Source organism: Maribacter stanieri (assembly GCF_900112245.1).
Classification (GTDB): domain Bacteria; phylum Bacteroidota; class Bacteroidia; order Flavobacteriales; family Flavobacteriaceae; genus Maribacter; species Maribacter stanieri.
The window spans coordinates 623999-637018 of record NZ_FOYX01000001.1; the positions used below are offsets into that span (position 1 = coordinate 623999).

The following is a 13020-nucleotide window of genomic DNA, read 5'->3' on the forward strand; positions in this document are numbered from 1 at the left end:
TACTTAAACTAAGATAAGTCTTAAATTTGCTTATGCCCAATGAAATGCCGTTACGAAAAATTATCCATGTGGATATGGATGCCTTTTATGCATCTGTTGAAGAATTGGACAACCCAGAACTAAAGGGTAAGCCATTGGCTGTGGGTGGTAGTGAGAAAAGAGGTGTTGTATCGGCCGCAAATTATGAAGCTAGAAAATTTGGTGTCCGTAGTGCCATGAGCGGATTTCTCGCTAAAAAAAACTGCCCGCATTTAACCTTTGTAAAACCAAGGTTTGAACGGTATAAAGAAATCTCACAAATAATAAGATCCATCTTTTTTGAATATACAGATTTGGTAGAGCCGCTTTCTCTAGATGAAGCCTATCTTGATGTAACGATCAACAAAAAAGGTAATCCTTCGGCAACTATGCTCGCCACTGAGATTAGACAACGTATTCTTGAAAAAACGGGCTTAAATGCATCGGCAGGTATATCTATTAATAAGTTTATTGCCAAAGTTGCGAGTGACATAAACAAACCAAACGGACAAAAAACAGTTAACCCAGAAGAGGTAATTCCATTTTTAGAAAATCTAGACATACGCAAATTTTACGGAGTTGGTAAAGTCACCGCCGAGAAAATGTACAAGCTGGGCATATTTACCGGTAAGGACCTAAAGAACAAATCTATTGAGTTTCTCGCAGAGAACTTTGGCAAAAGTGGTCCCTATTATTATCATGTTGTACGTGGTATTCATAACAGTGAGGTAAAACCACATCGCATACCCAAGTCTGTTGGTGCAGAAAGAACGTTCAATGAAAATCTTAGTAGCGAGATTTTTATGCTTGAACGCTTAGAGCATATTGCACAAGAACTTGAGAGGAGATTAAAAAAGGCTACCATAGCTGGTAAAACAATTACGCTTAAAATTAAATACAGTGATTTTACCTTAAATACAAGGAGTAAAACAATGCCCTATTTTATATCTGATAAAGACCTGATTTTTGAAACAGCAAAAAACCTTCTCTATCAAGAAGAGCTTCAAAACTCTGTAAGATTGCTTGGTATTTCTCTTTCTAACTTAAATACAGATAAGAAAACCGCCAAAAAACTTGAGGATAAATCAATATTAGTCCAATTAAAGTTCGACTTCTAAGAATTCATCCGCCATTTTTAGACTTTTATTTAATAATCTTAAATGTTAACAAAAATTAACGGGATATACTTGTACAGCATTAATTGCTAGAATAATTTTGACCTCTTAAATGAAAAAGAGTTTTTTAAAATTTCTTATTTCTACCTGCATATTACTGTCAGGAGTATTTAGCCCTCTATTTGCATATAGCAGTTTAGAGGATTCTTCTTTTAATTCAATTGAACAATTTAGGAGTACACCTACAACTAACCAAGAATTAGTTGCACATCAAAACGCCACAATTAAAGGTAATTATGGCAATTTAGATAAGACTCTTGAAATTGAAGCAGTAGAAATTGAGGAGGAAGAAAATGAGCATTCTTTCTTGAGCAAGGAGATTGAGTACCAAAAAGCTACAGTTTCTTTCTACCTTTTATCTATACTATTCTTATTCAGTTATTTTACAAATAGCAATTCACTACAAAGGCTATTTATTTTTTTACCTACAGCAAATAGGCGCTTTGTCCTATACCAAGTATTTCGTATTTAAAATCAATTTTAGTCAAAATTCTATTTTGACGTGACATCAATTTTTAGGCATCAGCCAATTTAGATTTTTGAATCTACATGCCTATAAATCTGTATGTCTCTGCATTTTTAAATTTCATTTTTCCAATCAATTAAATATTCATTTTTATGACCAAGAGCGTACTCCTGATCGCTACTGCATGTACTTTATTTATTGCTGCGAGCTGTAATTCCAAAAAAGAGAAAAAAGAAGAACACACAAAGTTTCTTATTACAAGTCCCATTAAAAAAGACACGTCGATCACCAAAGATTATGTATGTAATATTAACTCCTTTAAACATATTGAGCTTAGAGCCCTAGAAAAAGGGTATTTGAAGGAAATTCACGTAGACGAGGGTCAATTAGTGAAAAAAGGGCAAAAAATGTTCAATATCATGCCTAATATTTACGAGGCTGATCTACAAAAAGCCAAAGCCGAGGCTAAGGTTGCCGAAATAGAATTACAAAATACCCAACTTTTAACTGATGGTAATGTAGTTTCTAAAAATGAGCTTGCCATGGCAAAAGCAAATTTTGACAAAGCAAATGCCGAAGTTTCATTGGCGCAAACCCATTTAGGTTTTACAAATATTCGCGCACCATTTGATGGTATAATGGACCACCTGCATGCACGAGAAGGTAGCCTTTTAGATGAAGGTGAACTACTAACAACATTATCGGACAATTCTAAAATGTGGGTATATTTCAATGTTCCAGAAGCGGAGTATTTGGATTATATCATTAGCACGGATAAGGATACCAAAAAAGAGGTGCAGCTTTTAATGGCCAACAACAAAAAATTCAATCAAAAAGGAATTGTTGAAACTATTGAAGGAGAATTCAATAACGAAACTGGTAACATAGCCTTTAGAGCAACTTTTCCAAATCCCGATCAAATTTTAAGACATGGAGAAACTGGTAGCGTTCTTATGACCATACCTTTTAAAGAGGCAATGATTATTCCGCAGAAAGCCACTTTTGAAATACTAGACAAAAGATATGTGTTTGTTTTAGACCAAGATAACGTGGTACACCAAACTGAAATTTTTGTTGCTGCCGAGCTTCCTCATTTGTTCATCATAAGCAAAGGTTTGAAACAGAGCGACAGGATACTAGTAGATGGTATTAGAATGGTAAAAAATAATGAAAAGATTGAAACTGAATTTGCTGAACCAAATGAAGTGATTTCAAAATTAGCCGTCTACGCGGAATAACTAAAAACACATAAAAGATGTTCAGTAAGTTTATAAAAAGACCGGTATTGGCAATCGTCATATCGGTAATAATCGTATTCGTAGGATTGCTTTCTATTAAGCAATTGCCTATTTCACAGTTCCCAGATATTGCGCCTACAACGGTCAATATCTTTATTGCATATCCTGGTTCTAGTGCAGATGTACTGGTAAAATCGACACTTATTCCTTTAGAAACCGCTATTAACGGTGTTCAAGATATGCGATACATTGCTTCTGATGCCACAAGTGCCGGTGAAGGTACTATACGTATCATTTTTGAGCCTGGCACAGACCCCGACCAAGCAGTCGTTAGGGTAAAAACAAGAGTGGATCAAGTAATGCCATTATTGCCCGAATTGGTGCAACGAGAAGGTGTAATTATTACTCCAGTACAGCCAAGTATGTTGATGTATGTAAACTTGTATAGCGACAATTCTGATGATCACGAGTTGTTCTTATATAACTATGCATACACCAAAATGATTCCTGAAATTCAGAGAATTGACGGTATTGCAAGTGCTCAAATTTTAGGTAGTCGCAAATATGCAATGCGTGTTTGGTTAAAACCTGATCGTATGCGTGCTTATAATGTTTCCGCAGAAGAAATATTAAAAGCAATGGAAGAGCAAAGTATTTTAGCTCGCCCTGGTAGAATTGGTCAAAGTTCTGGTAAAACATCTCAATCTTTAGAATATGTTCTCATGTATCAAGATAGGTATGATGAGCCACAGCAGTATAAGGATATCATTCTCAAAGCAAATGCAGAAGGTGAAATTTTAAAATTAGGTGATGTAGCCGATGTAGAATTGGGCAGTGAATTTTTTGATATCTATTCTAACCTAGATGGAAAACCATCTGCTTCCATTGTACTAAAACAAACTTTTGGCAGTAATGCCAGCGATGTTATTGATGAAGTAAAAGAGAAATTAGATGAGCTTAAAAAAGACCTGCCTACTGGTTTAGATTACAAGATTAGTTATGACGTTTCTAATTTTTTGAACGCATCAATTGAGCAAGTACTACACACGTTGAGAGATGCCTTTATTCTGGTAGCCATTGTGGTATTCCTCTTTTTAGGAGATTGGCGTTCAACTTTGATTCCTATTATTGCAGTACCAGTTTCTCTAATTGGTGCATTTTTTATCATGCAACTTTTCGGACTCTCCATTAACCTTATTACCCTATTTGCTCTGGTGCTCGCCATTGGTATTGTTGTCGATGATGCTATTGTGGTGGTTGAAGCGGTACATGCCAAAATGGAAGAAACGCACTTAGGACCTTATGAAGCGGTAAAGCTTGTGGTCAATGAAATAGGTGGGGCTATTATAGCCATTACGCTGGTTATGGTTTCTGTATTTATACCTATTGCATTTATGACCGGACCTGTGGGTGTCTTCTATCGGCAGTTTTCTATTACCATGGCTGGTTCCATAATTTTATCTGCCATCGTAGCGCTTACGCTAACGCCTGTTTTGTGCGCTATGATTCTTAAGAACAATCACAGCAAGGAGCGCAAAAAATCTCCTATAGATAAATTTATAGATTGGTTTAATAGGGGATTTGAAAAATTAACGGGTAGATATGTCAAAATACTTAATAAGATTGTCGCCAGAAGAGTTCTTACTTTTGGAATTCTAGGAGCTTTCTGTGTTGGTATTTTCTTTACCAATAAGACGCTACCAGCTGGTTTTATACCAAATGAAGATCAAGGTATGATCTATGCCATAATACAGACTCCACCAGGATCAACGCTAGAACGCACCAATGATGTTGCTAGAAAACTTCAGAAAATTTGTGAAGAAACCGAGGGTGTTGAATCTGTCTCTTCTTTGGCTGGTTATGAAATAATGACCGAAGGTCGTGGGTCTAATGCTGGTACCGTATTGATCAACCTTAAATCTTGGGGTGAACGTCATCACTCTGTTCATGAGATTATGGAAGAGCTAGAAGAAGAAACGAAAGACCTTGGTGCCGTTATAGAGTACTTTGAACCTCCTGCAGTACCTGGCTTTGGTTCTTCTGGCGGATTCTCAATGCGTTTATTGGATAAGACCGATGGTACGGACTATCATGAATTTGAGAAAATTAACAATGATTTCATGGAAGCGTTGTCTAAACGAGATGAACTTACCGGTTTATTTACTTTCTATTCTGCCAACTATCCTCAGTACGAATTAAAAATTAACAACAAAATTGCTATGCAAAAAGGGGTTTCCATAGACAAAGCAATGGAAAACTTGAACATTCTTATAGGTAGTACTTATGAACAGGGCTTTATACGTTTTGGTAGATTCTTCAAAGTTTATACTCAAGCTGCTCCAGAATACAGAGCATTGCCTTCCGATTTAGAAAAATTGTTCGTAAAAAATGAAGAAGGTGAAATGGTTCCCTATTCTGCATTCATGTCCATGGAAAAGAAACTTGGACCTAATGAAATTACCAGGTACAATCTATATAACTCTGCTTCTATTAGAGGGCTTCCTGCTGCAGGATATACAAGTGGCGATGCAATTAATGCTATTAATGAAGTTGCAGAACAATCATTACCCAGAGGTTTTGACGTTGCTTGGGAAGGTTTATCATATGACGAGGCGCAAAGAGGCAACGAATCTATCTACATATTTCTTGTAGTATTAATTTTTGTTTACTTCGTGCTTGCCGCGCAATATGAGAGTTTTCTACTTCCATTCGCAATCATCCTATCCTTACCCATTGGTATTCTTGGATCGTTTTTTATGCTAAAAGCAATGGGTCTGGCAAATGATGTATATGCGCAAATAGGGCTTATTATGCTTGTAGGTCTTTTAGGTAAAAATGGTGTTCTTATTGTAGAATTCGCTGTTCAAAAAAGACGACAGGGCAGCACTATTTTAGAATCTGCCATTGAAGGTGCAAAAGTGCGGTTTAGACCTATTCTTATGACATCTTTTGCTTTCATTGCAGGATTAATTCCATTAGTGATAGCGCATGGAGCCGGTGCCATTGCCAACAAAACTATTGGTGGTTCAGCCATGGGCGGTATGCTTATGGGTACGTTAATAGGGGTGCTGATTATTCCTGGTCTTTATTACGTTTTTGCTAGAATGGCAGATGGTCGCGGACTAATTAAAGGTGAATCTGATGAGCCTATTTCAGAAGAATTTGTAAGAATAAGCGAAGGTGAAAGTAAAACGCGCCAAAAACTTCGCGAACTAAAGCAAATGATTAAAAAATTAACCAAAAAAGAAGAAGATGATCAAAATTAAAAAAACCATGAAGCATGGAAAACTACTTTTGGTGCTTCTAACCAACATAGGTTTGTTTTATTCTTGTGTTCCAACAAAGGAACTTAAACAAGAAAACAACAAGTTACCAAACCACTTTGCACAACAATCTACGGATACTACCAACAGTGCAATTATAAAATGGAAAGATTTTTTCAAAGATGATAATTTGATAAAATTAATTGATACTGCTTTGGTTAATAACCAAGAGTTGAACATTATGATGCAACAGATCAATGTTGCCCAAAATGAGGTAAAAGCTAGAAAAGGAGAATACTTACCGTTTATAACCTATGGCGTTGGTGCCGAAATTGAAAAAGTAGGCGAGTATACCAGAAATGGTGCTGTAGAGAAAAATCTAGAAGTAAAAGAAGGTAAAGAATTTCCTGAACCATTAACAGATTACTCTGCCGGACTTTTCGCTACTTGGGAGTTAGATGTATGGAAAAAACTACGTAACTCTAAAAAAGCTGCTGCTCTAGAATATCTATCTACCATTGAGGGTAAAAACTTTATGGTTACTAGATTAATTTCCGAAATAGCCGATTCTTATTACGAGCTACTAGCCTTAGACAATCAATTGGCGTTTATAGAGCAAAATCTTGAGCTTCAAGGTAATGCCCTGAAAATGGTTCGGTTGCAAAAAGAAGCTGCCCGTGCTACGGAACTCGCTGTTAAAAGATTCGAGGCTGAGGTATCAAAAAATCAAAGCCATAAGTTTGAGGTACAACAAGAAATTATTGAAATGGAAAACAAGCTCAATTTTTTAATAGGTAGACAACCACAGCCTATTGCCCGTAGTTCCGGCGGGTTTATAGATACTCCTATGGATACTATTTATGCAGGAATACCTTCTCAATTACTCTTGAACAGACCCGATATTAGACAGGCTGAATATGAATTAGAAGCTGCAAAATTTAATATCAAAGTAGCAAGAGCCAATTTTTATCCTTCAATAGGGCTAAAAGCAGGAGTTGGACTTCAGGCATTCAACCCAAAATATCTTACCGAGACTCCTGAGTCTTTAATTTATAGCGCGGTTGGCGATATTGTTGGTCCATTGATTAATAGAAACGCAATCAAAGCAGGATATAACACTGCTAACGCTAAACAAATTCAAGCCGTTTATGAGTATGAAAAAGCCATTTTAAGTGGGTATATAGAGGTGGTTAATCAATTGTCTAAAATGGACAACCTTAAAAAGAGTTATGAATTAAAGGAAAACCAAGTGAAGGCATTGACAGCCTCTATAGATTTATCTACGCGATTATTTCAATCTGCAAGAATTGAATACATAGAAGTTCTTCTAACACAGCGCGAGGCTTTAGAATCTAAAATGGAATTAGTGGAAACTAAAAAAGACCAACTTATGGCAAGGGTGAATGTATACCAAGCCTTAGGTGGCGGATGGAATTAATACTGTAATTCTAACTTAATTATAACCAAGCTTTAAACCCTAATAGGAATAATTCTTATTAGGGTTTTTATTGTTTTATTGATTTTTAATGAAAATGTACTCACTTTATGTTCAACCTTTTAAATACATTTTAGTGTATAAGTAGAGATTATTTAAACATTTCTATTAATCGTCTCTTAAAATTATAACTGTAGTCCGTAATTTTTTAGCTTTATGGCAAATTGCTGTGAAAAAGAAATTTTTATTACCAAGCTAAACTGTATAAAATGACAAATTTAAAAGATTACGACAATGCCGTAATCAAGTTTAGAAAAAATTTAAAATTAACCATGTTACCCGTTTTATCATGGGACTTTTATGCTTCAAATTATGAAGATATAAAACGAACGGAAGAAGATACCGTTTCACTTTTAAATCTAGTTGCTACTAATTCTTGGAATATTGATACCGATATTTTAGATGTTAAATTGAAAGCAGAGAAGAATGTTGTGGTTGTTACCGATACCAAATTAAATATCGTTTTTGCCACTAAAAATATGTGGAATATGAGTCAATACCATCCTGAAGAAATTATAGGTAAAAGTCCTAAAATGTTTCAAGGTAATTTGACATCAAAATCTACTTTAAAAATAGTCTCTGATGCCGTTAAACAAAAGAAACCTTTTGAAGTTACCGTTGTAAATTACAGAAAAGATGGATCTACATATAACTGTTGGATTCAAGGACAACCTGTTTTTGACCTTAAAGGCGATATAGTAAACTTCATTGCCTTTGAAAAAGAAGTAGCGTAATTATTATAGTTTAAAACATAAAAAAGGGTCGCTCATTAGCGACCCTTTTTTTATATAGAATAATGTTGATCTGCTTAAATATCCTCAGATTCAATTTCACTAACTCTTAATGTATTTACCATTCCTTTATCTTTAATAGGCATAGCTGCAAGACTAACTAGCATGTCACCAACCTGTAAGTATCCTTTATTAAAGGCGATACGGTTAACATCATCAATAGTATCATCTGTAGATACATACTTATCATAGTAAAAAGCTTTAACTCCCCACAAAAGATTCAACTGTGTAAGAATTCTTTTATTTGATGTAAATACTAAAATATGTGCACTTGGTCTCCATGCTGAAATTTGAAAAGCGGTATAACCACTATTTGTCAAAGTAGATATCGCTTTCGCTTTGATATCATTTGCCATTAAGGCTGCATGGTAACAGATAGATTTTGTAATAAATCTCTTTGTACGAATATGTGGTGGATCATGAGGAACATGAATTAGATCAGAACCTTCAACACTCTCAAGTATACTAGACATTTTTTCTATAACCTGTACTGGATAATTCCCAACAGAAGTTTCACCAGATAACATTACTGCATCTGCACCATCCATAACAGAGTTCGCAACATCGTTTACCTCTGCTCTTGTTGGCGTAAGGCTAGTAATCATTGTTTCCATCATTTGGGTAGCAATAATTACAGGGATTCTAGCTTTCTTAGCACGTAATACTAGTTGTTTTTGAATCAATGGAACTTCATGTGCAGGAACTTCTACACCTAAATCTCCACGAGCAACCATTAGACCATCACAATAAGCAACAATTTTATCGATATTCTCAACAGCTTCAGGCTTCTCAATTTTAGCTATAATTGGAATTTTATGATCTGAATGCTTGCTTATAATGTTTTGTAGATCAATTAAATCTTGACTGAAACGTACAAAAGAAAGTGCGATCCAATCTACTTCTAAAGAAATAGCGAATTCAGCATCTTTAATATCTTTCTTTGTAAGCGCAGGTAAAGAAATATTAGTGTTAGGTAAGTTTACCCCCTTTTTAGATTTTAGTGGCCCACCTTGAATAACTTTAGCTTTCACCTCGTTATCACCATTGGTTTCAACTACTTCAAACATTAATTTACCATCATCTAAAAGAATACGCTCCCCAGCTTTAACATCTCTAGGAAATTCTTTGTAATTCATGTAAACACGTTCTGCAGTACCTTCAAACGGCTCACCAGTAACGAAAGTTATTTCATCACCAGGACTAACCACAACATCACCGGCCATTACGCCTACACGTAATTTAGGTCCTTGTAAATCCGCTAAAATGGAGGTGTTGATATCCATTTCTTTATTTAATTCGCGTATCATTGATACACGCTCTTTTACATCATCGTAATCGGCATGAGAAAAGTTTATTCTGAATACATCGACTCCTGCACTAATCATGCTCCTGAGTACCTCTTTCTTGCTAGTTGCAGGCCCTAATGTGGCTACAATTTTCGTCTTTTTTACAGTTGGCATATTTAAAAAATTAGATTGTTCTTTGATTTTAGTTTTTCTGTACTTATTTCATATGCTGCCATAACTCTAGGCAACATTAGTATATTCTTAATTAAGGAATTTGTATCAAAATCCTTTTCTGTTTCTATTTTTAATAGATAATCAACATCTTTATACTCAGGTATTAACCTAGGTGTTTTATATGTTGTTTCATTCTTAAATAAATCATCATGTGTTACGAGTTCTTTTTCACTGCTATGATTGGCAACTAAAACCCAATACATGTCATTAAACTCATCTTCCCATTCAAAAATGGGAAACGATTTATTTTCAGCAAGATTAAAATTCTTTTTTGCTCTTACAAATTTTGCCTTAAGACTTTGGTTTAAACCGTAGGCTAAAGCAAAATCTTCTAAGGTAGTGTGTAAAGCAATAAGGCTAAAGGATTCATCGTAAAAATCATCATTTATTTTATAAGTAGTAGCCATACTTCAACAAAAAGGTAAATATAGAACTTCTAAGCTATAATGCCTAGTTACAAAAAATGATAAAATCATATTAATAGTTATTAAAATGTTAGCATTTTATCATTTTGGTAAATGATCAATTACCCATCTTATCCTGTAGCGCAAAAAAAGCTCTTTTAGATGCTCTCTCTTCTGCTTTTTTCTTTGAAGTTGCCCTAGCTTTTGCAACTACATTACCCCCAATTGAAAGTTTAACCGCAAAATGTTTTAAAGCATCATTGCCGGTATCTTCATACACATCAAAATCAAATGATTTCTTTTGCTTTTGACACCATTCAATCACTAAACTCTTATAACTAATAACCCTACCTTCTAACTGCTCGATATCTACATAGGGTTCTATAACTCTCTTTTTAATGAATTTTTCGCAGTACTTATAACCACGGTCAAGATAAATTGCGCCTACCAAAGCTTCAAACACATTACCATGTATGTTTTGACCAAAATGTGATTTAGGAATTCTACTTTCTACAAAATTAATTAACCCTAAATCTTTACCTAATTCATTTAAATGCTCTCTACTCACAATTTTAGAACGCATTTTTGTAAGATATCCTTCATCTCCTTCTGGCACTTCAAGGTAAAGGTGTTTAGAAATAATAGTGCCTAGCATAGAATCTCCTAAAAATTCTAAACGCTCATAGTTCATAGCATTACCTTCATCATCCTTTTTATTCATTGACCTATGAAGAAAGGCTTTTTTATAAAATGATAATGTTTTAGGCTTAAAACCAAGGATTTTGGTTATTCCCAAAAAAAAATCCCCATCCTCTTTTGGATGGGAATTAAATAAGTTTGTGGGAAATGACATAAAACTAATTAATCGATTTTTTTAAAAACTACACATGCATTATGACCGCCAAAACCAAATGTGTTACTCATGGCAACTTTTACATCTCGTTTTTGTGCCTTATTCAATGTAAGGTTTAAACTAGGATCAATATTCTCATCTACCGTAGTATGATTTATAGTTGGTGGAACAACACCGTGTTCCATTGCCAAAATTGAGGCAATTGCTTCTATGGCTCCTGCCGCGCCTAATAAGTGGCCGGTCATTGACTTGGTAGAATTAATATTTATGTTTTTGGCATGATCTCCAAATACTTGGGTAATTGCCTTAAGTTCCGCAACATCTCCTAATGGTGTTGAAGTACCATGTGTATTAATGGCATCAACATCTTCTATAGATAAACCTGCATCTCTTAAACAGTTCTCCATTACTCTAACCACTCCAATTCCATCAGGGTGTGGTGCCGTCATATGATAAGCATCACTTGACATACCGCCACCTGCTACTTCTGCATATATTTTTGCTCCTCTTGCAATTGCGTGCTCATATTCTTCTAGAACCAATGCCCCTGCTCCTTCACCTAATACGAAACCATCTCTAGTTGCATCAAAAGGTCTTGAAGCCGTTTCCGGACTTTCATTTCTAGTAGATAATGCATGCATTGCTCCAAAACCACCCATACCTGCAATAGTTACCGCTGCTTCACTACCACCTGTTACTATAACATCACAATGTCCTAAACGAATATAGTTTAAGGCATCTATCATTGCATTGGCCGAAGAGGCACATGCAGAAACAGTTGTATAGTTAGGCCCCATGAAACCATGTTTTATGGATATGTTACCCGGTGCTATATCAGCAATCATTTTTGGTATAAAGAATGGATTGAATCTAGGCGTACCATCACCATTAGCAAAATTCATTACTTCATTCTGGAAAGTTTCCAACCCTCCAATTCCTGCTCCCCAAATAACGCCAACACGAAATTTATCGACTTTTTCTAAATCTAATTTAGAATCAAGAATAGCTTCATCAGAAGATACAAGTGCATATTGTGCAAATCTATCTAGCTTACGGCCTTCTTTTCTTTCGAAATGATCTTCGGTCTTGTAATTCTTTAGCTCACAAGCGAATTTAACTTTGAATTTTTCTGTATCGTAATAAGTTATTGGCGCAGATCCACTTTTACCGTTGATCAATGCGTCCCAATACTCCTCAATATTATTACCTATTGGGGTAAGTGCCCCCAAACCTGTAACTACAACTCGCTTTAACTGCATTTAACTTCTTATTTGTTTAAATCTAAACCAAGCGTAAATTAAAAAAAATTATCCATGCGGAGCATTTACCACATGGATAATTTGAATTCTATTCAAGAAAACATGTTTTACTTCGCTTCTTCTATATAGCTGATGGCTTGACCAACAGTTGCGATATTCTCAGCTTGATCGTCTGGAATTTGGATATCAAATTCTTTTTCGAACTCCATTATCAACTCTACCGTGTCTAATGAATCTGCGCCTAAATCGTTAGTAAAGCTAGCCTCGGTTACCACTTCGTTTTCATCAACTCCTAATTTATCAACGATGATAGCTTTAACTCTTGATGCAATGTCTGACATAATAATATTTGTTTTAAAAATTTAAATTGAAGGCAAAAATAAAAAACTTTGGTTTAATTACACTAATTGTCGTTAAAATGTATTGTAATTTAATAAAATTAAAGACATGTGCTGTAATTTTACCGTATTAAATATTTTGTTTCGGTAACGTTTTTAAAAGGTATTGAAAAGAAGTGAGGTAATAGAACTATAGATGA

General features: G+C 35.1%; 11 protein-coding genes. 6 read left to right on the top strand and 5 right to left on the bottom strand.

Translation table 11 applies throughout. The annotated features are described in order from the left end of the window. The first annotated feature begins 32 nt into the window (after positions 1-32). The 6 genes from dinB to BM296_RS02760 all read left to right on the top strand — a co-directional run bounded on the left by dinB (position 33) and on the right by BM296_RS02760 (position 8389). Complete coding sequence (gene dinB, locus BM296_RS02735) at positions 33-1136, top strand: DNA polymerase IV (protein ID WP_091901276.1); 1104 nt, start codon at positions 33-35, stop codon at positions 1134-1136. A 109-nt stretch (positions 1137-1245) separates the two neighbouring features. Further along, positions 1246-1665: a hypothetical protein gene (locus BM296_RS02740; RefSeq protein WP_027065689.1), complete on the top strand. Its 420-nt coding sequence runs from the start codon at positions 1246-1248 to the stop codon at positions 1663-1665. 146 nt (positions 1666-1811) lie between these two features. Beyond that, a complete protein-coding gene (locus BM296_RS02745) occupies positions 1812-2897 on the top strand; it encodes an efflux RND transporter periplasmic adaptor subunit (RefSeq protein WP_091901278.1) in 1086 nt (361 codons plus the stop codon). 17 nt (positions 2898-2914) lie between these two features. Next, positions 2915-6163, top strand: coding sequence for an efflux RND transporter permease subunit (locus tag BM296_RS02750; RefSeq protein WP_091901280.1), 3249 nt, complete (start codon positions 2915-2917; stop codon positions 6161-6163). Next, on the top strand, positions 6150-7598 hold the full coding sequence (locus BM296_RS02755) for a TolC family protein (RefSeq protein WP_091901282.1): 1449 nt from the start codon (positions 6150-6152) through the stop codon (positions 7596-7598). The genes BM296_RS02750 and BM296_RS02755 overlap by 14 nt, the downstream gene beginning before the upstream one ends. A 266-nt stretch (positions 7599-7864) precedes the next feature. Beyond that, positions 7865-8389: a PAS domain-containing protein gene (locus BM296_RS02760; RefSeq protein WP_091901284.1), complete on the top strand. Its 525-nt coding sequence runs from the start codon at positions 7865-7867 to the stop codon at positions 8387-8389. Positions 8390-8463: 74 nt separating this feature from the next. On the opposite strand, the gene pyk is transcribed toward BM296_RS02760, so the two are convergent. From pyk to BM296_RS02785, 5 genes are all read right to left on the bottom strand, one after another. Beyond that, complete coding sequence (gene pyk / locus BM296_RS02765) at positions 8464-9906, bottom strand: pyruvate kinase (protein ID WP_027065684.1); 1443 nt, start codon at positions 9904-9906, stop codon at positions 8464-8466. 2 nt (positions 9907-9908) lie between these two features. Next, complete coding sequence (locus tag BM296_RS02770) at positions 9909-10373, bottom strand: IPExxxVDY family protein (RefSeq protein ID WP_027065683.1); 465 nt, start codon at positions 10371-10373, stop codon at positions 9909-9911. A gap of 115 nt (positions 10374-10488) precedes the next feature. Then, positions 10489-11223: a ribonuclease III gene (gene rnc / locus BM296_RS02775; protein WP_027065682.1), complete on the bottom strand. Its 735-nt coding sequence runs from the start codon at positions 11221-11223 to the stop codon at positions 10489-10491. An 8-nt stretch (positions 11224-11231) separates the two neighbouring features. Next, positions 11232-12482, bottom strand: a complete 1251-nt coding sequence (fabF, locus tag BM296_RS02780) for a beta-ketoacyl-ACP synthase II (protein ID WP_027065681.1) — start codon at positions 12480-12482, stop codon at positions 11232-11234. A 107-nt stretch (positions 12483-12589) separates the two neighbouring features. Further along, on the bottom strand, positions 12590-12823 hold the full coding sequence (locus BM296_RS02785) for an acyl carrier protein (protein WP_008269813.1): 234 nt from the start codon (positions 12821-12823) through the stop codon (positions 12590-12592). Positions 12824-13020: the final 197 nt, after the last annotated feature.

What these genes read in the sequence shown, in the direction of transcription:
- BM296_RS02760 (WP_091901284.1), top strand. Translation starts at nt 7,865, where the DNA reads ATGACAAATTTAAAAGATTACGACAATGCCGTAATCAAGTTTAGAAAA.
- dinB (WP_091901276.1), top strand. Translation starts at nt 33, where the DNA reads ATGCCCAATGAAATGCCGTTACGAAAAATTATCCATGTGGATATGGAT.
- BM296_RS02755 (WP_091901282.1), top strand. Translation starts at nt 6,150, where the DNA reads ATGATCAAAATTAAAAAAACCATGAAGCATGGAAAACTACTTTTGGTG.
- BM296_RS02785 (WP_008269813.1), bottom strand. Translation starts at nt 12,823, where the DNA reads ATGTCAGACATTGCATCAAGAGTTAAAGCTATCATCGTTGATAAATTA.
- BM296_RS02750 (WP_091901280.1), top strand. Translation starts at nt 2,915, where the DNA reads ATGTTCAGTAAGTTTATAAAAAGACCGGTATTGGCAATCGTCATATCG.
- BM296_RS02770 (WP_027065683.1), bottom strand. Translation starts at nt 10,373, where the DNA reads ATGGCTACTACTTATAAAATAAATGATGATTTTTACGATGAATCCTTT.
- fabF (WP_027065681.1), bottom strand. Translation starts at nt 12,482, where the DNA reads ATGCAGTTAAAGCGAGTTGTAGTTACAGGTTTGGGGGCACTTACCCCA.
- pyk (WP_027065684.1), bottom strand. Translation starts at nt 9,906, where the DNA reads ATGCCAACTGTAAAAAAGACGAAAATTGTAGCCACATTAGGGCCTGCA.
- BM296_RS02740 (WP_027065689.1), top strand. Translation starts at nt 1,246, where the DNA reads ATGAAAAAGAGTTTTTTAAAATTTCTTATTTCTACCTGCATATTACTG.
- rnc (WP_027065682.1), bottom strand. Translation starts at nt 11,223, where the DNA reads ATGTCATTTCCCACAAACTTATTTAATTCCCATCCAAAAGAGGATGGG.
- BM296_RS02745 (WP_091901278.1), top strand. Translation starts at nt 1,812, where the DNA reads ATGACCAAGAGCGTACTCCTGATCGCTACTGCATGTACTTTATTTATT.